Origin of the sequence: Streptomyces tubbatahanensis, from assembly GCF_022699385.1 — a bacterium.
GTDB lineage: Bacteria > Actinomycetota > Actinomycetes > Streptomycetales > Streptomycetaceae > Streptomyces > Streptomyces diacarni.
This window is the reverse complement of the sequence record NZ_CP093846.1, coordinates 6,261,913-6,287,688: the sequence shown is the minus strand read 5'-3', so window position 1 is coordinate 6,287,688 and position 25,776 is coordinate 6,261,913. Positions and strand designations below refer to the sequence as shown.

At 74.0% G+C, this 25,776-nt stretch carries 5 protein-coding genes and 1 pseudogene (1 of these 6 only partly in view); 1 reads left to right on the top strand and 5 read right to left on the bottom strand.

Going from position 1 to position 25,776, the window contains the following annotated elements; translation table 11 throughout:
* Positions 1-34: 34 nt before the first annotated feature.
* Positions 35-391 carry a WDGH domain-containing protein gene (locus MMF93_RS26930; RefSeq protein WP_242755521.1) on the bottom strand — a complete coding sequence of 119 codons (357 nt, stop codon included), beginning with the start codon at positions 389-391 and terminating at the stop codon, positions 35-37.
* 437 nt (positions 392-828) lie between these two features.
* Between MMF93_RS26930 and MMF93_RS26925 the strand changes: the two genes are divergently transcribed.
* Complete coding sequence (locus MMF93_RS26925) at positions 829-1,392, top strand: GrpB family protein (RefSeq protein ID WP_114023179.1); 564 nt, start codon at positions 829-831, stop codon at positions 1,390-1,392.
* A gap of 145 nt (positions 1,393-1,537) precedes the next feature.
* Here the strand turns inward: MMF93_RS26925 and MMF93_RS26920 are convergent, their stop codons facing one another.
* The 4 genes and pseudogenes from MMF93_RS26920 to MMF93_RS26905 form a co-directional block, all read right to left on the bottom strand.
* Positions 1,538-3,106 carry an RICIN domain-containing protein gene (locus MMF93_RS26920; protein ID WP_242755519.1) on the bottom strand — a complete coding sequence of 523 codons (1,569 nt, stop codon included), beginning with the start codon at positions 3,104-3,106 and terminating at the stop codon, positions 1,538-1,540.
* 58 nt (positions 3,107-3,164) lie between these two features.
* On the bottom strand, positions 3,165-6,866 hold the full coding sequence (locus MMF93_RS26915) for a hypothetical protein (RefSeq protein ID WP_242755517.1): 3,702 nt from the start codon (positions 6,864-6,866) through the stop codon (positions 3,165-3,167).
* A gap of 343 nt (positions 6,867-7,209) precedes the next feature.
* Positions 7,210-7,785 (bottom strand): annotated as a pseudogene (locus MMF93_RS26910) (type VII secretion system-associated protein); the annotation flags it as partial.
* Between the two features lie 448 nt (positions 7,786-8,233).
* Positions 8,234-25,776, bottom strand: partial view of a lonely Cys domain-containing protein gene (locus MMF93_RS26905; RefSeq protein WP_242755515.1) — the 3' portion only. Its footprint extends 11,905 nt past the window's final position; 17,543 of the gene's 29,448 nt are visible here — the last part of the coding sequence; the start codon falls outside the window, past its right edge; its stop codon occupies positions 8,234-8,236.

The window sequence follows — 25,776 nt, the reverse complement described above, 5'->3', positions numbered from 1 at the left end:
ACCGGGCACGCGCGGCCCAGGAGGTGCCGGCCGTTCAACGCGACACGCTCGCGGGCCCTTCTCCACCGAGGAGTGTGCGCAGCCGCCGGGCGACGTCGGCGGTGTTGTGCCCGTCCCACACGGGCGCCGTTTCGACCTCGGGCACGTCGCCGAACAACGACCAGCCGCCGGTTCGGTAGTGATTGCTGACCTGGCCCGTGGGAAGCTGAGCCACGACGATGAACCAGCCGCCCCCGAAGCACGGTTGACCGTCGTGGTGCTTCCATGAGCGGACGACGGGATACCCGGCGTCCAGCCACGCCCGGGCGGCGTACGCGTGGTAGAGCAGCCTGAATTCGTACAGCTCGTCGAAGGTGTGGAACCCGTCGGAGATACTGCCGGTATCGGTCATCGTCGCCGGCTCCAGATCGTGTAGAGCCCGAAACGCGGGCTTCGCCGCCACCACGCGGCGGGTCCTGCCCCGCCTCGCCGCGCACCTCGACCATCTGCTCGACAGTCTGGCCGAGCTGATCGTGTGGGGTCAGGGTACGAGAACCCTGCCTCCGCGAGCGGCCGTTGGGCCTGCCTCTGCTAAGGAGCCTGCCGCTCGAAGTCGGCAAGGACACCGACATCGCCGAGCAAGCGACAACCGCGCCTGGGCCGAGCATGTCGCACCGCACGGTAAACTCGGCCTCTTCCGGATCGAGCGGGAACGCGTCACCGCTCTCGGTGCGACGCACTCCCCGATCCGCTGAGCCCGCGTGACGACGGTGAGGGTCGACGAAACCGCCGACCACAGCCCCGTCGACCGAGGTCGTGACCTGGCGGCAGGACGTGAAGGATGTGTGGGTGACGAACAGCGGCAAGCCTCGTCGACCGGACGTCACGGCGGCCGAGATCATCGGTGGTCCGGAAGCACTCGATGTCGGCCTCAGCAGCTACGACGCCCGGTGGGCGGAGGACTACCTGCGGCACCGGCGCCGGATCCTCGACGCGTTGGCGGCAGCGGACGTCGACGTCGAGCACATCGGCTCCACTTCGGTTCCGGGTCTGGCCGCCAAGCCGATTGTGGACCTCGTCGTCTCGGTGGCCGACATCACGGCAGAAGAGGACTACCTCGACGGGCTGTTGGCCGCCGGTTACGAACTGCGGGTTCGCGAGCCAGGACATCGACTCGTGCGTACGCCGGCTCGCGACGTCCATGTGCACGTGTACGAACGAGGGAACGCAGCGGTGCACGAGTACCTGCTCCTCCGTGACCACTTGCGCACCAACGCAGACGATCGGGCCCTGTACGAGAGCGTCAAACGAGACCTGATCAGCAGGCGCTGGGACGACATGAACGACTACTCCGACGCCAAGAGCGACGTCATCCGCGCGATCAAGGCGCGCGCCAGGGCAGCTCGCCCATGACGCGGGGTGGCGTCACGGATTCCTGAGCTGTGCACCTGATCTGTGCACCTGATCTGCGGCCCCCGCCGCCCTGTACGCGCCTGGGCCCCTGATCTGCGTTCGCAGATCAGGGGCCCAGGCGCCGGTCAGCCGGAAACGGCCGTTGTCAGAAGGTCCATTCGAAGGGACCTTCCCGGTGGCACGGCTGGATCTCCAGCCGTGCGTCCACGGGGTGGATGTCCTTGCCGGTCTTCATCTTGAGGCACTGGTGGTTGCTGGCGTAGTTGTGGATCCGGAACTTCTTGTCCCCACGCGGCTCCAGCCACCACAGCTGGTTGTCAGCCGTGGTGCCGTTGCAGTGGAACTCCGAGACCCGCGTACCGCGTGGCTGGCCGCCGAACTTCGGCAGGTCCATGCACAGCCCATCCTTGCGGTTCCTGATCTGGAAGAGGTCGGTGGACCGGGGGCCCTTGCCCTTTTCCTTCACCTCGAAGTCCCAGATCTGGTTGTCCTTGTCGGTGCCGTTGCAGTGGAACTGGTTGACCGGCCCGTCGGGCTTGCCCTTGCCGAAGGCGGGAACGTCCGCGCACAGCTTCGACGCGACATTCTTGAGGAGGACGCCCTTCGCATTCGCGTAGTTGGGCGGCGCCACCTTCTTCTTGATGCCGGACCCTTCCTTGGCCTTCTCTTGCTTCTCCGGCGGCGCCGTCGAAGGCTCCGTCCCAGGGTGCTCCTTGGGCGGCGTCGACTCCTGAGGCTGCGGCTCCGACGGCGGCGGCTCCGGCGCCAAAAACAGCCTGGGTTTCAAGAAGTGCGCTTCAGGCACCGTCGATTTCGCAACCGGTTCGTCCGAAGGTGACGACTTGGAGGACGATTCCTCCGCATCAGACGACTCGGAGGACGATTCATCCGAAGGCGACGCGTCCGAAGAGGGCTCGCCAGAAGGCGACGCGTCGGGAGACGGCTCGTCCGAAGGCGTTCCCTTCTCCTTTTCGTCCGAAGGCGTTCCCTCCTCCTCGTCCGACGGCGTTCCCTCCTCCTTTTTGAGTGCCTCACTCTTCGGAGCCTTGTTCTCGACCTCCGGCGGCTTGGGGGCGTAGTCCCCGGGCCGGGTCTCCTCCTCGTCCTTTTGCAGGGTCCGGGCCGTGGCGTCCTTGGCGACCGCGGCGGTGTCCGTCTTGTCGTCATCCCGGGCGCCCATGACCAGGAACGGCGCCGCGATCAGCAGTGCGCCCCCGATGCCCGCCGCGGCCAGCAGCGCCTTGGTGGGACGGCCCGAGGGAGGTACGTCGCCGCCCGCTCCGGCGTTGCCCTGAGAGGCGCCGGGCGGCGTCCCGCCCTCCGCCCTGCTCAGCGAACCGACGGCGCCACCGGCACTCCCGTCCGCCCCCGCCCCGGAGGAAGCCGACCCCTCGGAGGAGCCGGCGTCGGCCCCGGATGAGGTGGTGGCGTCGGCCCCGGATGAGGTGGTGGCCGATCTCTCGGACGAGCGGGCTTCCGAGACGGACGAGGACGGAGCCGCCGCGGCCGTCGGCTGGTCGCCTCCGCGCTCGGAGGAGGCGGAATCGGAGGAAGAGGGCGCGGCGGAGGACGGCTCCTCCGCCTGCCCGGGGTTCGGGTCGGCGGCCGTCCGCGGGCGCAGCGACGCGGAGGCCGGCTGGGAGGCCGCACCACGCATCGTGACGGCACGGCGCACCTGGGGCTCTGTCTGCCCATCCTCATTCTGTTGTGGCATCAAGTCTCCATTCCTGTGGGGCCAGGTCAGGCAGTCGGTCGGTCAGGCAGTCGGTCGATCAGCAGTCGGACGGCAGGCCCGCGGCCCGTTCCAGTGAGCCCGCGCACAGCTGCGGCCAGTCGGGCCCGGCCGGCGTCACGGGGCGAGCGCGCAGAGCCTTCTCCAGTTGGTCGAGCGCCGCGCGGTCGTCGGTGTCCAGTTCCGCACCGCCGCGGTGGGCCGGGGTCTGCGGCCCGATCAGGGGCACCTCGCGCAGAAGGGTCAGCGGCGCGCCGCCCTCCTCGCGCACGTCGAGCACCCGCAGCAGGGTGCCCGGCGGGAACACCACCTCGTCCCGGGCCTTTCCGGCACCGGGCCGGTCGGTGAGCTGGCGCACGCGGCGCCCCGTCACCGACCACACGGCGTACTGTGCGCCGCCCGGCCTCGGTGCGCCGGCGCCAAGCGGCAGCACGGGCACCGGAGCGGGGTCACGCAGCAGGACGCCGGGCTCCACAACACCGCCACCCGGCCCGTCGGTCCCCTCCGCGCCGCGGAAGGTGATCCCGCGGTACGAGGGCATCCGGCGTAGTCCGGAGGCAACGCAGGCGGCGTACGGCAACAACCGCTCCTCCCCGTCGTGCAGCCCCCGCGTCAGCGCCTTCGGGCTCAGCGGGCCCTCGGAGGTGTGCAGGAAGAGGTGGAGCGCGATCAAGTCGGCGCGCGCGTCCTCCTGCTCCCGCCCGCGCAGCGCGGGCATCCGGGTCAGCAAGCGGCCCACGGCGGTGCCGTGCCGGTCCCACAGGTCGTCGGCGAGCGCGCGGAAGGCGTCGCGCTCCTCCTGGGTGGAGACGTGGCCGGGCCGGAACGGTGCCGGGAGCAGCGGACCGAGACGTACCGGGGTGCGACGCGGAGCCCGCCGTTCCGCCTCGTCTCTTTGTGCCGTGGGGTCCGCCGGGTCCGCGGGCCGTGCGTCAGACGCGGGTTCAGCGGGGGCGTCAGGAGTGCCCGACACGAGGGGTGTGGCGGAGGCCGTGGGGACGGCGGAGGTCGTCGGCGTGGGCCGCGGCGGCGGCACCGGGTCCTCCGTGTTCCCGGCACGGGCGGCCGCGGGCTCCTCCGGCTGGGGCTCTGCCGGCGCGGGGCCCGACGTACGCGCCGGGACCGGAGTGGCGCCCGGCTCGGGCTCCCGCCCAGCGCCCGTGTCCGGTACGGCGTTCCCCGGCCGGGCCGACGGCTCGACCGGGGTCTGCGGCGCGCGGTCACGGGCCGGCCCCCGCTCAGCAGCGTCCGGCGGGGTGACAGGCACGGTGCCAGGCGGGGTGCCACGTGTGGCGCCAGGTGTGGTGTTCCGTCCGGCATCCGTCGATACGCCAGGCCGCAAGTCACGCCCGGCGCCCCGCGCGGGGCCGATCGGCGCCTCCCGCCCGGCGTCGGGCACCGCATCGGGCGTCGTGCTGCGCTCGGTGTCCGGGCGCGCCGTATCGCCCGCGGACCTGGCCGAGGTCTCTTCGGACGGTGTCGAACGGCGTGCGTCCGGGTCCTCCGGCCCCGAGGACACGCTCGTCATCGGCGGCCGGACCGGAGCGGGGGCGGCCACCGGAGCGGGGGCGGTCGGGGCCGCGTCCTCCCTCGTCGATGCGGCCGACTCTCCCGTCGGCACGCCCGGCGACGCACCCGACGACGCGGGACGTTGGCCCGCTGAGCCGGGACGCTCGGACTTCGACGCCGGACGTGCGGACGCCGACCCGGCCGGGCCCTCGGCGGAGCCTTCGGAGGAGTTCGGAGCCGCCGCCCCGGACTGCTGCCCCGCGGCGGGAGGGCCGGGGGGCGTAGGCCTCTCGGGCACCGTGGGGCCGGGCATGGACGGGCTCCTCCGGACCGGGCCGGCCGCGGAGGGCCGGCCGGGCGTCGGGTGACCGACCGTTCCCTGCTGATCGGGCGGCTGCGGGTCGGACGCCGCCGACGGACCACCAACCGGCGGACCTGACGCCGCCGGGCGGCCGGTCGGGCCGGCCGCTGACGAACCCGCGGCACCCACCTGACCCGACACCGCGCCGTCAGGCACCCCCTGCCGACCGCTGACCGCCGAACCCGACTCCGTCGAACGACCGTCCGGACCGTCCGCGGACACCGACGCCGACGCTTCCGTTCGGGCGGCCGGCGAAGCGGGGCGGCGGTGCGCGGGGGGTGCGGCGGAGGCCGCCGGGGCCACACCCGGGGCCGGAGCCACACCCGGGGCCGGGGCCCCGGCGGAACGGGAGGCCGGGGCCGCCTCGGGAGCGGGCCCGGGTTCACGCGCAGGGCGGGGTGTGAAGCGCAGGGCGCGCACCCCGTGCTGGGCCGCGAGCGCGCGCAACGCGTGGCCGCCGTCCGCGGCCCTGCCGTGGACGTACAGCCGCGCCCGCCCGCGGACGTCGTCGCCCAGGCCGGCCAGGAGCCGGGACAGTTCGGGAAACAGCGAGGCGTCGAGTTCCTCGCCGGGGCGGCCCACCTCGATGGCCGGGCCCTCGGCGTCGACCTCGCGCGTCACCGGGACCGATACCGCCACGTCGGTGTCCGTCGCGTCGGTGTCCGTCTCCTCGTCGTCCGTCGCGTCGGCGTCCGTGATCCACAGACCGGCCCGGGTCCCCATGACCCGCCACCGGTCGGAAAGCGGCACCGTGCCGTGTGCGAGGTCGCCGCCGCCCGGCAGCGGCGGGTTCCACCGGAGGAGCCGCGGGGCGGGCGCGGGCTCGCCCTCGCGGGCCGGGGCGCACACCACCGCGTCCACGAACGGCCGCCACAGCGGGGAGCCGTCGGCTCCGACGAGCACGGCCCGTGGGGTGCCGCGCTCGGCGGAGGTGAGGAGTGGCATACCCGTGTAGACCACGACCTCGCTGTCGAGCAGGTCGGCCGCCGACTGGCCGGTGCGCAGGATGTCGCGGGGGCTGCCGGGGGCGAGGCGGATCCCGGGTCGGAGGGCGGCGGGCAGCGCGCTGAGGACTTCGCCGACATCGGACGCCGAGACGTCTCCACCCCCGGGAACCCCGACCAGGACGGTCGGGCCGCGGGGGTCCACCGGCACCGAGTAGCACAGGTCCCCGGGCTCCGGCTCCTTCGCGTGCGGTGCATGCGCCAGCAGCCCCGCCGGGACCTGGTGGATGACACAGCCGCTGCCGGTGCGCTCGGGCACCTGCTCGACACCGTCCTGCCACGGGGGCGCGGGCTGGCGCGTGCCCAGGGCCACCGGGCGCACCCCGGGCGAGAAGCTCCACCAGCCGCGTGTCCCGGGCCGGTCGGGGCGGACGAAGAGTGAGCCGCCGGGGACGATCTCGACCTCACCGTCCGGGGCGATCACCTCCAGTTCCCAGGCGTCGGCCACCCGACGGGCCACGGACGGCCGTTCCGGCAGTTCCTCGCCCGCGCCGGACAGGACGAGCCGTACGGTGTGGGAGCCCGTCTCGCGCAGGGTGTCGAACACTTCGCTCAGGCGCTGCCAGAACGTGTCCGCCGGGGCGCCGTCCGGACCCGCTGTGCCGGTGACCACGGTGGTGATGCCCGGCTCCGCGCCGAACCGGTCGGACAGTTCGTCGATGTCGGTCTGGCTGATCGTGGTGTCGTGGGCCGCGCGCAGCACCACCAGGGCGCCGTACTCCTCGGCGACCAACGGCGCGTCGCTCCCCGGTTCAGTGGCGCCGTCCCCCTCGGGCGAGGTGGCGGGTGCGGTGGACCGCGCGGGCCCCCGTTCCGCCCTGCCCCGACCGCCGAACCACCGTGACCGGCCACCGCCGGAACGCCTCACGTCGTCTCTCCTTCGCACACGGTCCGGCTGACATCCCAGCCGGACGTTGATGTTGGCGCCCCCCGCGTTGCGCTACTCGTTCAGATGCTCGCGCCGCCCTCCAAGTTCAGACGCGGCCGGCCCCTGCCGAGTTGTATCGGTCACAGCTGCCCCGTCAAGCGTGCCGACGACGCCGTGCGCTGGCGGCCGCGGGTCACCGGTTCTTCCCCTCATCGGTGTCCGGCGCGTCCCGGGCGTCCGGAGAGTCCGTCGCGGCGGGTGCGGACGCCTGCGGAGCGGCGGTGCCCTCGCGGGGCGCGAGTGTCGGCCACGCGGCCGCGGACGCGTCGTCCGCGGCCTGTCCCTCGGGCAGTTCGGCCGCGGCGGTCATGAGGTCCGCCAGACCCTCCGTGGTCATCACCATACTGACCGGCGCCGAGCTGTTGATGCAGAGGCTGTGCTCCTTGGGCAGCCGCTCCAGCAGCGCGGGGACCCGCACCCGCTCGAACCCGAGGCGTCCGGCCGCGTGCAGGTACAGGGGTGAGGTGAAGACCGGGACCACGGCCGTGCCGTCCGAGGCCGAGGCGCTGACGGGCTCACCGCCCGCCGTGACCAGCACCGCCACCTCCGCCTTGGCCAGGGCGGCGGTGACGTCCTCGGCCGGTCCGTAGCCGGTGGTGGCGAGCTGGATGGCGGCGTCGACGTCGTCCTCGGGTTCGGGCCAGCCGAGCGCCTCCGGGGAGGGCTGGTAGTTCTCGTTGTCCTGCCACTCGACGATCTCGCCGTCGTCGTCGGAGCGCCACTGGCCCACGACGGCCCAGTCCGGCGGGGGGCCTTCGCCCTGCCACGCCGGATCGGTCAGGTAGAGCCAGTGGTTCGGGGCGAGCTTGGCCGCCTTGACGAACTCCTCGGGCGGCTCCGGCACCTCGTCGTCGGATATCCCGGTCGCCGCCCCTTCACCGGCCGGCGGTGCGGACGCCGCGGTGGTGTCCGGTTCGGCCCGCGCGGGGCCGGTCGCCGGCTCGTCCGTTCCTGGTCGGGTGGCCGGGGCGGAAGCGCCGTTGTCGCTCATGCTGTCCTCGCTTACTGGGCCGGCTGGCTCGCTGCTGGGAATGCCCGGCGTGGTCGGTGGCATCGGGCGCGCCCCCGCGGGCCGTCCGGCAGCCCGCCACGCCCTCCGAGGCAACCCCTGCCCCGGTATGCCCGGTACGTGATGCGCGCACCGGGACGAGCGGGGCCGCGCAAGCCGGTAAGGCCGGCTCGCGGACCCCGGACAACTGATCGAGGAGATCAGGTACCCGCATCATCACATGCCCGCGCGGCCTCACGTCCACCACCTGCGGTTCTCCCGAGGGAGAGGCCACGCCGCGCGACATCGTCTCCCCCTCCTACGGCGTTCCGGCGCTGCCGGGGGCCGCGTCGGTGCGGCCGATTCCGTCCTCGGCGTCCCACAGTGCCTCCCCGAACGCCTCCAGTGCCGCCTCGAGTTCGGCGAGTGCCAGGGGGAGGTCATCGGATTGCAGCGACCACGCGCGTTGCAGGTCGCGGACCTTCTCGTACACCTCGCGCAGCGGGACCAGGGCGCCCGGCAGCGTCGAAGAGCCGGCGTCCGCCAGAGCCGCCTCGATGTCCTCACGGTAGCTGCCGAAGCCGCGGCCGATCATCCGCCGGACCGTGGCCGTGGGCTGCGCACCTGCCCGCCGGACGCCGCCGATCATCGTGGTGAGCGAACCCAGTACCCCTTCGAGTCTGAGGGTTTCCTGGACGGCCTCGGGCCACGGCGCTGCGCTGGTGTCGTCCCGCGTCAGATCCGGGTTGCGGCTCATCGCGGCCATGAACTCCCGTGCCATGACGGGGAGCGCGACGCCGTTCAGCGGAATGGACGAGGGGCGGTAGGGGGCGACGCGTGCCTCCAGGAGCAGGAGGCCGTTCTCGGCGTCCACACCCATGGCGCCCATGCCGAAGTCCGCGTCCAGGTCGCCGCTGTGCAGGGGGAAACCCGGCGGGGGCGAGAGGAGGTCCTTCTTGAACGGCCCCTCGCCGCGGCCGTGGACGATCGAGTGCAGCCAGTCGGCCAGGGTGGGCCCCTCGTTGAGGTTGTTGTCCTTGTCCTCGTAGGGCTCCCGGAACACCCGGTCGCCCCGGGCGCGGCCGAGGGCCCGCATGAGGTCCGGCATCTCCTGGCCGTTCCGGCGCAGCAGCAGCGCGTCGATGTCGCGGCGTTCGTCGTCGCTGAGCAGTTCGTCGCGGATGGAGCAGAAGTCGCTGCGGCTCATCAGCGGGAAGGCCGCCACCACATGGCGGCGGATGACCCGCGCCCTGATCGGCCCCTGCTTCGCCCCGGCCCGCTCCAGGTACGAGACGATCAGCCGCACGAACTCGCGGGCGCGCGGCGACAGGGGTCGGCCGTGTTCCCGGTCGAAGAACTCCTCGACCTCGGACACCCGCTGCTGGAGGTTCTCCGTCTCCGCCGGTGCTGACAGATCGTCGATCGTGTCGCCGAGGCCCTCCAGGCCGGTCCCGTACGTGGCCTGGAGCGTGGCCCCGCACCGGAAACTCCCGACCGTGACGGTCGTGTCCCTGATCAGCCCCGAGGGGCCCTGCCCCGGGGTCGAGGCGAACAGGTCGGAGAGCTGGACCCGGTGGTCCGGGGCGGCCTTGGCCAGGGCGCGCATGTGCCCGACGATCCCGATGAGCTCGCGGAGGGCGTCCTCGGCCTGCTTCATGTCCGAGGCGGGGTCCAGCACGAACTCCAGGTTGGACCGGGTGTACGGCGGATCGTCGGGCGTGTCGGTCTCCAGACGCCACCCCTTGCCGCGGAAGAGCACCACGCCCCGGGCGTAGAACGGCACCGTGAGGTCGCCGAGTTCCAGCTCGAAGCCGACCTTCGCCGTCAGTCGCGGCGAGAGCGGAGACTCCGCCGGCCGCGGCCCGGCGAGGGGGCCGCCCAGCTCCCGGGTGACGGCCGCGGCGAGGGCCGTGTCGATCGCGAGCGCGGCGGCGGGATCGAGGACACGATCGCCGTCGGGTGCGGCCAGCAGCCTCAGACGCTGGTCCGGGGTGAGCGCGAGGTCGCGTACCGGCAGTCTGTCGTCCCGCAGGACCGCCTCGAACTCCTGGGAGGGAGTGAGCCGCACGCCGGCCGCGGTCAGCTTCGCGGTGGGGACCTCCAGGTCGTCGGCCAGGGGCGGCAGGGCCGCGGCGTCCGGCAGGTCGGTCACGGCCACCCGCTCGGCCGCCCAGGAGCGCAGTTCCCCCTCGGTCACCGGCAGTTCCACTCCGGCGGCACGCAGTCGGGCCAGCGTCTGGCCGACGAGGTCGCCGGGGGTTTCGGCGGGGTGCGGCTCGGCGGGGGTGGTCTCCGCGGGCCGGGCCGTGTCGTGGCTCGTCGCGGCACCCGGCTCGGCGGCCGGGGACGGCAGGGCGCGGGCCTCCCCGCGGTCCCCCTGCGACACCCGCGACGGCTCCGACGGCCCGCCCTGCGTTCCGAACGTGACGGACCCCGGTGCGGGGGCCGTCGGGGCGGCCAGGACGGTGGTGGTGGGCACGGTGGTGGCCGACGCCAAGGCCCGGTAGCCGGGGGGCAGCGGCCGGACGTCCCGCACCTGTACGAGGCCGAAGTCCGCCGCCGTCAGCGGGTTGCCCGCGGGGTCCGGCTCCAGGGCGACGGTGGTCTTCCCCGTCGCCGGATCGGTGTGGAAGGTGGGCGTGCCGTACGCGGCCCACATCCCACGCCCCGCCAGCAAGGCGCCCTGGCCCGGCAGGCTGTCCACGACCGGCTCGCCGGGGCGGGGCCGGGAGCGGGGCACCATGAGGACGACGGGATGGTGCAGCGGCAGGGTGCCGGTCGTGTGGTCCCGGTGGATCAGCTCGGCGATCTCCTCGTGCGGCGCCGGAAGACCGCGCACCTCGACCCGGGTGTCGTCGCGGCGGTCGGCCCGGTAGAGCCACGGCCGCGGGCCCTGCGGGTCCGCCGCGTACCAGGGGGCCGGCACCGAGGAGTCGGCGACGAGGCTCCCGTCGGACGCGCGCCGCAGCAGGGTGAGCACCGTCAGGTCGACGTTGAGCGTGCCGGCCGGGTGGCCGGTGACGTCGCGGCCGAGCACCGAGGCTCCGTTCGCGGCGAGCAGCCGGGTGGTGGCCGCGTGCGCGCCGTGCACCTCCAGGTGGACCTCGGCCAGTTCGCGGGGCACGCGCGGGTCGCGCCCGCCGGCCACCGCGAGCAGCAGGTACTGGCGCAGGGTGGCGAGAGTGGACGGATCGGGCGCCGCCAGGTGCAGGACCCTGGCGGCGAACGCGTGCACTCCCTGCTCACCACCCCTGTCGCGGAGGCGGGCCATCACCTCGTCGGCCTTGACGTGGGCCCACAGCAGTCGCGACCGCTCCACGTCGCCGATCGGCGCGTTCGCGGGCAGTCCCAGATCCCGGGCGGCGAGGCGGTCCAGGTCGGGGCGGTGCAGGAGCGTCGAGGCGTTGTCGACCAGGACGGGGAGCGGGACGTAGGCGGCCAGTCCGGTGTCCGGAGCCTGGTCGATCCGGTCCGCGGCCCGCCACAGCACCGCGGCCGCGGCCTCACGTCCCAGTTCCGTGTGCGGGGCGTGGCGTGCGTGATCGGCGACCGCCACGCGCTCGAACAGGTCGAGGGTGAACAGGGGGACGCGGCGCAGTACGGGGTCGTTGTGCAGCATCCTGTCCAGCGCGCCCGCGCCGTGCAGCAGGGTCGGGTAGTCGGTGGCGTTCCACTCGATCCGGGAGCCGAAGACGGTGCCCAGCAGCCGGATCAGACGCAGCGTCCGCTCGCGGACGGGCTCGGGGGCCGGGCCGGGACCGTGGTGCAGTCCGGCCGTGCGGGCCCGGTCGTCCAGGGTGGCCCCCGCCGGTTCGGGGAGGGCCAGGTCCAGGCCGGACTCGGCCCCGCGGCTGTCGTTGCCGACGGCGAAGAACTCCCCCGCGGGGGTGGTGATGCGGGAGAGGATCGGGCGCCGGGCCGCGTACGTCATGGGGCGCTTGCCGCCGGTGTCGTTGGCGCTCTCCTGGGCCTCGGAGGCGACGGCCAGCGGGTCGGGGACGTAGGGCCGCGGACCGAAGTTGCCGAGGAAGCCCATGCCGCCCGGCTCCGCGCCGAAGCACGAGATCTTCGCGACGGGGTCCCGGTCCCGCTTGGCCCGCAGACTCGGCCGCCGCCCCAGTGCGCCGGTGGACTGCCCACCGCTGGTGGTGACCGTTCCGTCGGACACCGACCAGATGGACGCGCCGGGCACGCCGTGCTTGATCTCGAAGTACGGCTCGGCGCCGGAATCGTCCCGCCGCCAGGGCAGCTCGACCGGCGCGCTGACGGAGTGGGTGGCGGCGTCGTAGTGGACGAAGTGCGTCATCTTCGCCAGTTGCAGCGCCAGGAGGGCCCGCTGGCGCAGCACCGCGGGGTGCTCGGTGAGCGGGACGGACAGCTGTCCGGTCGAGCGGTGGTCGCGCCCGATGACGGGCAGGGAGACGACCCGCTCCTCCCACTCCTCGCCCCCCGGCGCGGGCGCGGGCGCCATGGTGGGGTCGCTGAGCAGCCAGCCCCCGACGAGGCCCTGGTCCGGGGACATGTCGATGCCGATCCCCAGCCGGCCCGGCTGATCCGGCAGGAAGCCGAAGAGCACGAAGCCGCTGGCGGACCACACCTCCCGGCCGAGTGCGACGGCGGTGCCGCGTGAGAGCAGCGTGTCCCCGGCCGCCGCCAACGGCACGAGCATCAGCAGGGGAACGCCGCTCGGCAGCCCGTTCAGCAGCGGGTCGAGGGCGAGCAGTTCGACCACGACCTCACGCCGCGCCTCGCGCACGAACCCGTTGCGGCCCCGCACCGTGACCGTGTTCAGGCCGCCCGTGGCCAGCAGCACGTGGGGCGTCGGCCCGCCGCTCCATCCGGCGCGAGCCGGTGCGTCGAGGGCGACCGTGCCGTCCGGCTGCCGGACGGCCTCGTGGACGGTGTCCACCTCGAGGGGCACGTGCAGCGGCCTGCCGGTCCAACTGATGCCGCTGAGACCGTTCGGTGTCGTGAAGCGCATCTCGTCGTCGAGCGCGCCCCGCAGCATGAGGTGGGCCGCCGCGAGTTGGGCGAGGCGCGTGGCGTGCGCGGTGGCCGGGTCCGACGCCAGCCGGAGCACTTCGGTGTACTCGGCCAGGCTGACGGGCGTGTTCGGCTCGTCGAGGCTGAGCACGTACCGTGCGAGCGCGTCCAGGTCCAGCGGACCGCCGCGCAGCGCGGGGACGCCGGCCCGCAGCGCGTTGAGCCGCCGCAGCGCCTCCCGCGCCCCCGGGTGCGGCTGCCCGTAGAGGCTCCGCACGAGCGTGTCGTAGTGCGCCTCCGGGTCGTAGGGCGTCGCGGGCGTCACGGGCCGGCCCACCGCGGGGGTGGCGGCCGTCGCCGGGGCGGTGGGCGGGGTCGCCGGTGGCCCCTGGGCGTCGCCGGCGGAGGCGAAGGACGCCGGGGCGCCGCTCAGCCAGCCGTGTACCGGCACCCCGCCGGGGCCCTGCGCGGTGAGGGCCGTTCCGGCCGGCCCGTACGCGCCCCGCTGCCAGGCGCGCAGGGCGGCGAACCGCTGGGCCAGTGCGTACCCGGACAGCTCCAGGTCCGTGCCCGTTCGGCCGGCGGCCGAGACCATGGCGAACGGCAGTGCCTGCGGGAGGGGGGACGCGGCCGCGGGTCCTGCGTGCGAGGCGACCACGGTGTGCAGGCCGAGCCACGTCAGCGGCGAGTGGTCGCCCTGGGCCGCCCGCACCGCGTCGAGCAGCCGGAAGCCGTGCAGCAGTGCCTCGAAGGCGGCGGTGTCGTCCTCCAGCAGCGGCCCGTAGACCAGCCGGATCGCCCGCACCCAGCGCAGCACGTGCGCACCCGCCTGCCGGTCGCCGGTGATCCGCTGGGCGAGCCGGGCGAGTTGGGCGGACGACGGCTCGGGGCGGAAGCCCGCCCACCAGTCGCCCTCGGTGAGCTGGAACCGCGGTCCGGCGCTCCCGTCGCCCGGCACGATGCCCGGCTCCTGTCCCAGGCCCGAGGTCCACACCCAGCGGCTCCAGGCGGTGGCCATGAGCTGACCGGCGAGCGGGTGCTCCAGCGGATCGTGCGGGGGCGGTCCCGCCACGTCCGCGCCCAGGACGACGGCCGCGGTCTCCGCGTCCAGGGCGATCAGGTCGGGGTCGGCGGCGAAGAGGTAGTCCAGGGCCGCGGCGTAGTCGAACTCCTTGTCCGAGCCGTCCAGCAGTCCGAGCCTGACGGTCGCGGCGTTCCCGCTGAGGCCCACCAGGTACGCCTCCCCGAACGGCAGGTCCTGGGGCACGCTCTCCGGCACCACGGGCCCGCCGGGGCCCTGGTACTGCTGGGACCACAGCAGGGACGTGTACGTGGTGATTTCGGGCAGCAGGCCGTAGGAGTTCTGGCGGCCGTCCCACTCCTGGGCCGGGCGCGAGGAGAAGCCCACCGGGACCCCCTCCTCGGGCTCCGTGTGCTTCATCCGCGCCACCTGGTCCACCGGCACCCGCGTCCCGTCCAGCGCGGGGATCTCCCTGGTCCAGCGGACCGGTGCCGGCAGCCGCGCGGGGTCGGAGAGGGCGCGCACAGCGCGGTGGGCGGCCTCGACGGTCTGCCGGCTTTGTGTGCGCTGTCCTTGGGCCGTGCGGTCGAGGAGGCCGGCCGCCGTGCGGACCGCGCCGTCGAGCGTGGCGTGGAGGCCGTCCGGCAGCGGGGTGCCCAGGGCGTAGGCGCCCAGCGCCTCCGCGAGGGCGTGGGCGTCGTACGGGGACAGCAGCTGTGCGGCCGGAGCGTCGGCGAGCGCCATACCCTCGGGGGCCATCGTCAGGAACGGGGCGAGGTCGCGCACCACGGCGTTGTCCAGGATGCGCTGGATGGCGTCGCGCAGCACAGCGTCGGAGAGCGGAACCGCGGACTCGACGGCCCGCTGGTAGGCCGTCCGGCTGAACTCCGCGAGTTCGGCGAAGGCTTCCGGTACCTCCTCGTCGGTCATCAACTGCTCGGTGATCCCGTACTGCCGCAGCTCTTCCAGGAGCAGGGCGACCGGCAGCCGGCCCTGGTCGGTGTCCAGCTCGCGGTAGTCCTCCATGCCGACGGTCTCGTGCTGGCCGACTGTCTTCCCCTCCGACGTCCGCCCCGTCAGCGTGGCGGTGAGATGCTCGCGCACCGTCGGCGTGCCCTCGTAGACGGCGTCGAAGAACGCCTCGGGGAACGGCTTGCCGAACACCTGCTGGTAGACGGTCAGAACCTGGGTCAGCGACGTGACCGTCATGGCGGTGATCTCGTCGTGGTTCCCGTCGAGGAACCCGCGGATCCGCGTCCCCATGCTCAGCAGCGTCCGGTCGAACGGATGCCGGGACGCGGCCGACAGCATGTTCTTGGCCAGGCCGGTCCTGGTCGCCGTGTTGTCGACCGTCTTCAACTCGTTGATCGGGGAGGCGGCGACATGGCCGAACAGCAGCCAGCCGTATCCCCAGACCTTGTCGACGTCCGGGACGGCCGAGAGGAAGGGCATCAGGTCCGCCGGCACGTCGAAACCGGTGAGGTGCCGCACGAACTCCCCCGAGAGCCGGCGGCCGAAGGCCTTCCCTGCGCGGAGCACCGGCTCGTTCGTCGGCAGCTTCAGCCGCCGCATGGCGAGGTCGTGGAGCCCTCGCAGGCCGACGGCGGGGACACCGCCGGTGAGCTGCACGTAGACGCGGCCGTCGTATCCAGGACGCTGGGGGTAGACCGTGACCCGGGTACCGCCCTCTTCCATCTCCCAGCCGGGGAGGTCGGACAGGAGCAACTCCAGCGACACCCCGCCGGGGTGTTCGTTCGCCGTCCGCAGGCGGCGCCGCAACAGTGCGAGCTCGTCCAGCCCCTCCTGCGGGGTCTGCCGCAGCTCGCCCGGGACGGCGGCCATCTCGTCGACGACGATCTCTGCGATGTGGAACTTCCGCAGGACGGGCGGGCGCGCCCCCTGGGGCACCTCGGGCCGCGTGGCGAAGTCGAAGAGTTCCTTGGTGTCCGGGACGAACCAGAAGTACATCTTGTCGGTCACCAGCGACAGGCCGGGTCCCGACGCCAGCACCATCGCCTCACGCGCCTCGCCCTGGACGCCCAGGATGTACCGCTCCTCGGCCTCCAGGCCGATGGCGCCGTAGTCGTGGACGGTGGGCTTGTCGACCACCGCGTGGGCCGGGGACGAGGACTCGGTGAACGCGGGCAGCGCGTGCTCCAGGACGCGTCCGCCCCGGTCGATCACCACCGCCCGCGCCTCGAGGGGGGCCAGGTCCGGCGCGGTCGCCGACACCCGCCGGCCCGCACCCGCCGACGGGTCGACCGCCACCACGCCGGTCCGCCCGCCCAGGTTGTACGCAGCCCACACGTGCCCCAGCTGACCGCCCTGGCGCCGTGCCAGCACGAACGCCACCGCGCCGGGACCGGCGTCCGCCACCGCCCGGGCCACCGCGTCCCACGCGCGCACCGGACGCCAGCCCGGCCCGGCCACCAGGCCCGTCGCCGCCGCGTCCTGACCCACGATGACCGCCGCATCGTCCACCGTGCCGACGGCGCGCACCCCGCCCGGATACAGCACGTCCCGCAGGCCGGCCACCAGCGTGAGGCACCGCTGCATCCGCAGCGCGCTCACCGGAAGGGTCTGGGCCAGCCTGCGCGCCACCCCCTCCAGCTGCCGCCGGGTCAGCACCGGGCGGGGCACCACGGGGGTGGCCAGCCGCCTGATCGCGGCCGCCCGCTCCCCCGACGCGAGGTCTCGCGCGGTGCGGTCCCGCGCGATCCTGTCCTGCCCGGTCCCGTCCTGCCCCGTGCGGTCCTGCGGGGCCGGCGGGGTCACCTCGACCCTCGGCAGCGGGCGGGGGAGGAAGGGCAGACGGAGGGGGCCGGATCCGGTGCGCAGGACGAGTTCGACGGGCCGCCACGCGCGTTCGCCGGCGCGGGCCGCCGCGTCGAGGGCGAGCCGGACGTCGGCGGGGAGCGTGACGCCCTGCGTGTTCAGGATCCGCTGGGCCTGCTCGGGCGGGACACCCTCCCCCAGGGCCCGGCGGACGGCTTCCAGCGTCCGCCGGGTGTCGGGCGTCACCTCGCCCACGTCCAGCCACACCTGGGTGCGCACGCCTCCCTCGACGGACGCGTCGTCGAACGCCTCGACGAGCCCGTCGCCGAACTCCTCGGGGCTCAGCGCACGCCAGTCGCGCAGGCCGCGGGCGGCGAGGGCGGCCGGGGCGTCGTAGACCCCCTGGGAGGGGCGGGCGGGGCCGATGCCGAGGCCGAGGACGTCCTCCAGCGCGGGGCGCAGCACCAGGTTGCCGGTGACCCAGCGGGTGCCGTCGGGGCCGCTGACCCGCAGCACGGCGTGGGCGGTCAGCGTGTAGCCGAGGACACCGCTGTCGTCGGGCTCGGTCTCCTCGTTCTCGGAGGCGTGCGTGCCGTACTTGAGGATCCCGCGGCGGAAGCCGCTGACCCCGGTGGCCTGACCGACGCCGGTGTTCTCGCCCGCCACCGGGACGGTTCCGGAGAGGGTGTCGGTATCGCCGTCGGTGAGTCCGCCCGTGATCGGCACGGACACCGACGGGCCGAGGAGGCGGCTGCCGTTCGCGGCGTCCTTGTCGGCGGTGGTGCGCAGCCCCTGGGACATCACGTCCCGGCTGAGGGTCTCTCGCTGCGGCCGGTAGAGCGCGAGCTCGATCCGCGCGGAGCCGCCGGAGGGCTCGTTCCCGGTGTAGCGGGACGCCTGGGCGGGCGTCAGGTCCACCCTGCCGCGCCGGATGAGGTCGCCGAGCCTGCGCATGGTGGCCTCGGCGGAGGTCGAGGTCTTCGGCAGGGCCCTGCCGCGCAGTTGCGGGTCGATCTCCCGCAGCGCGTCGCCGAGCTGGTCCAGCGCGTCGAAGTCGTAGACGGTGATCGGTCCGGTCGGCGTCCACCGCCCGGTGCCGGACAGCCGGTTGGGCGCCGCGCCGGTGGCCGGGGCGGTGGCCGGGGCGGGAGCCACCGTGGCAGCGGGGGGCCGGGGGTCGGCCCGGTGGACGCCCGGTGTCAGCAGGTCCGGCGGCGGGGCGGGCAACTGTACGGTCCCGTCCTCGCGGCGCAGCGGGGCTTCGCTGCCCGGAAAGCGCAGCGTGACGGTGACGGGCGTGAACGGCGCGGTCGCCGGGGCGGCGGCGGGCGCGGTGGTGAGCTGGGTCCCGGTTGTGCCCGCCGTGCCGGCTGCCGTACCGGCCCCGCCACGGCCGAGGGCCCGGTCCATGTAGCCGGTCAGCCCCGCGGTGTCGGCGACCGACAGCGCGCCGTCGAGCATCCGCCCCGTCAGCTCGGCCAGCGAGACGATCCGGTTGCTCACAAAGCCCAGCGCCGACTCCTCCAGCCGGCTGGAGGTGACCTCCACCTGGTACGCGTACACCACCTGGAACTGCGCGGCGGGCCGGAAGGTGCGCGGCCACTCCTGGTGGCTGCGGGTCACCGTGCGGGTGGTGCCGCGGCTGCCGGTGGTGGTGAAGGAGGGCGAAGCCCCCGCGCTGCCGGTGCGCTCCGTGCCCGGCGACAGTGTGAAGCCGCCCGTCCCGCTGAGCGTGAGGGTGAATCCGGAACTGCGCGAGAGGGTGCGGGTGAGCGCGGTCGCCGCCGCCGAGTTGAAGTTCGCCAGCCCCGAGTAGGGCTGCAGCGCGCCGCGCAGCGCCATCAGGTCGGCGAGCGGGGCAGGGCGGGCGTTGAGCGACACCTCCACCAGATGCAGACCGCTGTTCCCCCGGTAGGGGAAGTGGAAGCGCCGCCAGTGGTGGGCCCCGGCGGACGCCAGCGACCGCATGCCCGTCACGGAGCCCGCCTCCGTGACGCGCCCGTCGAGCCCGGGGACGTGGAAGCCGCTGCCGGGCAGCAGCGCGCCCGGCGCCTCGCGGTCGACGGCGCCGCGGATCGCCTCGGTGAAGGCGTCCAGCGGGCCGGTCGGCAGCGCCTCGGGCACGGTGGCGAACCCCAGCGACCGGCCGCCGGAGCGGGCGAAGTACCGCGGCAGCAGCCGGTCCATGGGCAGACTCAGCGGCTCCAGACCGGCGAGCCTGGCCAGTCGCGGGTCCTGCCGGACCAGGGTCTCGGTGAGCCAGAAGACCAGACCGCCGGGGACGGTCACGGAGGACGCCACCGGGCTGTGCGGGCCCAGGCCGACGGCGTTCGCGACCGCGTTGCGGTGCCCCTTGCGCAGCCGGGCGACGTACGTGGCGTCCACCCGGAAGATGTGGAACCGCTCCTTGGGGTGGTACTCGGAGGTGACGCGGTCGGTGAAGGCGGAGTCGGTGTCCGTCAGGCTCCTGGAGGTGGCCAGGTTGCGCCCGCCGCTGCCCGCGAAGGAACCGGGGCGCTCGCCGCTGTGCGAGGCGGTCAGGCCGGTGGCGAGCTGCCCGGAGTGGCCTGAGGTGGTGCCGCGCCAGGAGGAGTCGGTGCTGGTGACGTCGTTCTCGGTGTAGGTGGCGGCGGCCGGGTCCGCACTGGGGTGTCCGGTGCCCTCGTGGACGAGGTTGCTCAGGAAGCCACGGATCTCGCCCTGGACGTCGGTGCCCACCAGCGTGCCGGAGGTGGCCGCGTCGATGACGTGGACTCCGCGGAAGATCTGGGGCGCGCGCGAGATCAGGCCGGTCGGGGACGACGCGGCGCGCAGGACCTGCCGGACCGGGCTCTCGGCGTCCGTGACGGACTTGCCGACGGTCATGTCCTTGAGCCAGCGGGCGGGCTGGGCGAAGACGGCCGGGACCGAGGGCAGGTGGTCGAGAAGGTCGGAGCCCCGCGCGGCGGCCCAGCCCAGGAGCCGGCCGAGCTGGCCAGGCTCCTGGACTGCGGTGGCCTCCGGGTCGGCGCCGGCCAGCAGGTCGCGGAACGCCTTGGCCAGCGCGCCGCTGCCCATCGCGACGTTGATGTGCGCGGCCGCGGGGAGCAGCACCACGTCCTGCGGACGCTGACCGGTCTCGTCCGGGCTCATCCGCGCCTTGCGGAAGTCCTCGTCCGTCGCGCGCCGGACGGTGACCGGGCCCAGCGGGGCCGCCGGGGCGTCGAGGGTGCGGGTCAGCGGGACGGCGAGGGAGACGGTGCCGTCCACGGGGTCGAACGTGGCCAGCGGGGTGTCGCCGTTCTCCGAGAACACCGTCATGGTGAAGGTGCCGGGGATGTGGAAGACCCCGAGCCCTGACTGCGCGTAGGCGAGCAGGTCGAGGCTGTGGGCGGACGCCGACCCGGAGGTGTCGCCGGTGATCTGACGGGTGCCGGACAGGCTGTCGGGGATGCCGCCCGCCACCGTCCAGTCGTGCGGGGCCGGCCCGTTGGCCTCGGCGGAGAGGTCGCCGAACAGCGACTGGCTGGAGCCGCGGGACTCGCTGCCCACCGTCCCTGTGCCGTTGGCGTTCATCACCGACCAGCCCGGCAGGTTCTTCGCGTGCAGGGGGGACGTACCGGGCGTCGGCTCCACGGACAGCTCCGCGGTGACCCGCCAGACGCCGTGCGGGAGGGGCAGGTCGAAGTAGAGCGGGTGACCGCCGTCCAAGAGCGCGCCGGCCGCCCCGCGCAGGCCGATCTGGGAACGCGCGACAGCCAGCTTGCGGGCGTTGGCGAGCCACGCCATGAGGACCGCGGTGTCGTTGCCCAGCCACTCCAGGCGCTGCCGCTGGGCGGGCGGCAGGAAGCCCATGCTGCGCAGCCGGGTCTCCAACTGGTCGAAGAGCGACGCGATTCCGCCCACCTTCAACGGGGTGGCGTCGACCCCCAGGGAGCGCAGGGACGAAAGCTCCGGCGGCAGATGACGCTCCTGGCCGGGCTCGACCGGGGTGCCGGCGGCATCGGCCATCGTCGGCACCCGCAGGGACTGCCCCTGGGGGCTGGGCAGCTCGAAGGGCTCGGTCCTGCCGCCCTTGGGCAGGACCAGCACGGCGGTGTACGTGATGTCCGCGTCGGTGAGCAGGTGCGGGTTCTCGGTGACCAGGCTGAACCAGTCGTAGGCGGTGCCGCCTGAGTTGAGGGTGCGGGTGCGCTTGTGCTGGTAGCCGCCGCCGAAGACGAAGTTCCCGCCCGCGTGGGGGCCCTGGAAGGTGGAGGCGAGGGTGAACTCCGCCTTCTCGGCGTTGGTCACCGTCAGCCCCGTCTGGGCGCCGATCCGGTGCAGCAGGTCGGCCTCCAACACCCCCTTCGCACTGCTGCGCGCCAGCACGTCGGGGCTGAGGGAGTTGATCTGTGCCGATACCTGGAGGTAGCCCAACGGCTGTCCACCGCGGTCCAGGAGGATCGGTGAGAGGTACGCCGAGGCCAGCATGAGCGGCAGTCCGGAGCGCTGGTTGCTCTCGTTCAGGAACGTGCGCAGCGCGGCGGCCGACTCCTCCGACATCCGGCGCAGGTGCGGGCGCAACGTGTCGGCGGTGAGGAAGGCGTCGAGCAGGGCGGCCGGGTCGTGGAGGGTGTCCAGCCGGTGCAGCGGCTGCTCGTCGGTGATGATCCGCGGGTCCGCCGGGAGGTCGTGCGGGGAGACCGGGCCGAACGGACGGGGCGGCATGCCCTGCGTGAGGTAGTGCGGGAACCACGCGGTGACCCGGCCGGGCGAGGTCTGCGCAGCGCTCCAGTCCGCCTCCGTGTGCGGCGTCGGCGCCGTGGGCCCCACGGCGGGCACGGCCGTGAACTCCCAGCGCATCCCGTAGTCGAACGCGTGCGAGGGCTCCGTCGAGAACGCCACGGCGGACCCCGCGGTGTAGTTCTCCGGAACCGTCATCACGACGGCCTGCTGGTTGTGCGTCAGCGTGAACTTCGGAGTGAACGTCTGCGAGACCGTGTCGTTGACCAGCCAGGTACGGCCGTAGGACAGCGGCAGGTTCCGCACGTTCCCCGTGGTGAGGGTGTCGCTGGTGTCGATCGCGGTCTGGTTGCGCTCCTCGACGTTGACCCGCCGCCCCTCGGCGGTGTCCTCACTCATCACCGAGGCCGGCCGGTGGTCGAAGAACTCCACCCGCGCCGACACCTGGTAGCGGCGGCCCCGGTAGGTGACCGTGCGGGACATGCCCTTGGGGCCCAGCAGGTGCGGCATCGCGTCCAGCAGCTCGTCGCCGTCGTACTGCGCCGCGAGGTCCCCGTCCAGCTCCTCGGTACCGCCCGGGTCCTGGGCCTCCGGGTCGCGGGGCGGCTGCTCGCGCGCGGCCCGGGCGCGGACGGTCGCAGCCAGCCGCTCGTGCAGCCAGCGGACGGTGTCCTCAGCGAGCGGCATGATGTGCACCATCCCCCTCAGACCGCGGTGGCCGCGGCCGAAGGCCGCGACGAGGGCCGAGGCAGCCGGGTCGGTGGGGGCGGGCTCCTCCTCGGCCGGGTCGGTGGGGGTGGTCTCCTCCTCGGCCGGGACGAGGGCGGTGGACTCCTCGACCGGGACGGTGCCGGTGGGCTCCTCCTCGGCCGGGGCGGTCTCGGTGTCGGTCGTCGGGGCGGGCGCCGGGGGCGGCAGCGGACGCAGGGCCACCGCTTCGGAGGACTCCACACCGGCCGGGTCCGGCGCGTTGCGGACGCGCGCGGCCCGGGCGGTCCCGGCCCGGGCCGGACTGGTCACCGGGGGCGCGGCCGCGACGAAGGGCGTGGGCTGGTGGCGGCCGGAGGCGCCGCTGGCCACGGGCCGGACCTGCGGCGGGGCGTCCTCGCGATGCGCGGGGTCGACCGGTCGCTGGAGCCGCCAGCTGCTCGCCGTCGGCTTCTTGCTCTTCGACGAGGGGCTCAGGGACAGCACCGGCTGGGGTTCCCCGCCGGGGTGGGCGACCCCCGTCCGGGCCCGGGTGACCGTCACCGTGCGGCCGAGCCGCTTGTTGAGCAGGTCCGCCAGCGCTGAGCCGTAGAGGCCGGGTATGTCCAGCACCAGGACGGCGTTGAGGTCCCGGTTCGCCAGGACCGGGTGGTAGGCCAGCAGCTCCGCCAGTTCCCCGAACGGCACCCGGCGGACCGGCTGCCCGTCACCGAAGCGCAGGCGCACGGCGCCCGGGTCCGACGCGTCGTAGTCGCCCCGCACGACGAAGGGTGCGGCCCGGTCGTGGCCGTCGCCGTCCTGGCCGGCCCAGGGGGCCGGGGCGAGACCGTCGGGTGTCTGGATCCGCGAGGTGTCCAGGCTCGTGATCCGGCTGCCGGTGGTGGACCAGTCGTACCCGACCTCCTCATCGGCCGGATCCGTGAGCCGGTTGGCTGCCTCGAAGGCCCCGGCAAGCTCCAGGTGGACGGCGGCCAGCACCTCCTCGTCGGTGGCGTCCCTGCCGCGCGTGAACGCGGTGTGCGCCAGGGCCCACAGCTCCGCTCGCCGCGCGTCGTCCACCGGGTCGGAAGCGTCCAGGTGGAGGGCCCTGCGGGCGAGGCCGTCGAGGTCCAGGCCGGGCCGCCCCAGCAGTTCGTGGGCGTTGACCCGGCCCCAGAAGGCCCGGGAGCGGTGACTGTCGTCCACCCGGGAGGGTTTGACGTCCATCAGGGCCGCGACGACGGCGTCGTGGTGCGCGGGCTGGTGGGCCCCGTCCTTCCAGGCGCTCGCCGCGTCGAGAGCGGACGGCAGCGTCACGAAGTCGCCCAGGCGGGTGCCGGGTGCGGCGCTCGCCGCTTTCAAAAGCACCGCGCGGTAGTCCGCCCGGCGCGGCTCCGTCCCCGCGGGAAGGGTCGCCTCGACGACCCGGTGGAAGAGGTCCATGGTGAACCCGCCCGCGGCGGCGAACCTGCCGTCGGCGTGCCACATCTCCTCCAGGGCTGCCGCCCCGCGCAGCAGTTCGAGGTACCCGGGGTTCTTCTCGACGCGTACGGCGTCGTCCACCTCGTTGCCCAGCGCCAGCTTCAGCGCCCGGACCAGGCGCAGCGTCGACTTCCGCTGGTCCGCCGACACCCGTCCGTCCGGGCCGCTGTAACCGATCGCCCGCGCCCGGCGGTTGAGCTCGCCGGCCCGGGGCTCGGGGAAGAACTTCGCGCGGGAGGAGTGCCGCCCCCGCGGGTCGCTGGACAGCACGCGGTAGTAGACCCGGTTCGGCGCGGTGCCCCTCGAGTTGAGCGCGGCGGTCCTGACGGTGCAGCGCACCTTGCGGCGCAGGCCGTTGGCGTAGCGCTGCCCGATGGGAACGTTGTCCAGGGGGTCGGCGACGAACGGCCCGGGGTACCCGTCGCCGACGCTGCCGTACCGGGGCACCCGGCTCTCGCGGCCCGAGCCCGCCCAGCAGATCTCCAGGTCGGCCCAGTACTCCTTGGAAAAGACCGACAGGCTGTTGCGCCGCGCACGGGCCCAGTTCTCGACCTTCCGATCCTTCAGTAGCCTGCTGCCGCCGCCCACCAGCGGCACGGTGATGCCGCCGGGTCCCGCGTGGAGGCTCTGGTAGACGGCCGGTGCCGCCTCGTCCGGATCCGCAGGGATGAAACGCCGCGACTCGGTTCCCGTGGCGACGTTCTCGTGGACGAACTGCCGCGTCTGGTCGAGGTGGCGGAGGAGCTCCTCACGGCGGCCTGCCATCTCGTCGGGCGCGAACGCGGCGCGTCCGACCTGCTTCTTGGTCCGCAGGCTGACGATGGCCGAGGTCTCCACGTCGTGGTGCCAGTCGGGAACCTCGTCGTAGGAGCCGGGGTCCAGGTCCGGAGGGTTGGGCACCCAGTCGCCCTCGGGCTTCCCCTCGTGGTGGACGACGCTGATCTTCGCCGACACCCCAGGACGGACGGTCAGCGCCACGTCACCGCTGTGCGCGTACACCGTACGGCCGGTGCGGAACGCCAGCAGGCGCGGCAGGAAGAGGAGACCGTAGCCCGCGTGCGGGACGGCCAGCACGAGGGGCACGTCCTTCGGCAACGCGGCCAGGACCGGGTCGTTCGCCATCAACTCGACGAATTCGTCGATGCGCAGCTCGCGGGTGGTGCCGTCCGGCCACGGCACCACCACCCGCTTCCGGTCCCCCGCGGCGGCGATGACGTAGGCGGGCTCGTCCCACTCCCACGGCTGGTCGTCCATCCCGGCGTCGGTGACCTTGCCCTGCTCGTCCTTCGTGATCCGCTCGACCGAGGCGGTGTCCACTTCGCCGGCCTTCGCGGAGGTCCAGTTCAGGCCGGCGGGCTCGCCCTGGCCGTCGGTGTACCGGAAGCGGCCGTCGAGCAGGCCCTGCTGCTGGGCGTGGAAGGCCCCCAGGGCGGCCAGGCTGGTCGCCCGGCCCGCCCCGTCCGCCTGCGTCACCAGGTCAAGCAGCTCGTTCCTGACGTCCTGGGCGACCGCCGCGGTGGGCTGGCCCTCGGGCAGGTGGAGGATGCGGCGGGCGAGGACGTCCACGTCCATCGGCGCGCTGCGCAGCCCCTTGTCCTGACGGCGCAGCCGGTCCAGAAGGTCCAGCGCCCGCGCGCGGGGGGCGCTGGAGAACTGGAGCAGCGTCGGCTTGGGGAACTGCGCGATGTTCTTGTTGGCGGGGACGAGGGGGGAGCCGTGCCGCAGCACGGGGAAGTGGTGGGGCTCCAGGCGCGGCACGCCGGGCGGCCGCCGCCGGTTCAGCACGTTCAGCACCCGGCCCAGCTCCAGCTTCAGCGCGTTGGACGTGGCCCGGGCACGCTGTGAGGCGCGCTGCCGTGCCGCTTCCTGCCGGTCGGCCAGCGGGGCGTTGGACCGCACGTCGTTGCCGTATCCGGAGATGACGAGTTCGGGCAGCGGCACGCCGGCCCGCCAGTTGCGCATCCCGACAAGGGCCAGGCGGCGCGCCAGTTGCCGCAGGTCCGCCGCCTCTTCGTCGGACAGCGTGACGGACGGCCGGGCGAACCTCACCTCGGCCTGCGCCGGCAGCCCGGTACGGGGCGCCGGCGGGGCCGACGGGGAGCTGTCGGAGTCGGAATCGGTGTCGGAATCGGAATCGGTGTCGGTGTCGGTGTCGGTGTCCGTCTCCTCGTCCGAGGAGTCGCTGTCTTCGGACGAGTCGGAGGGGTCGG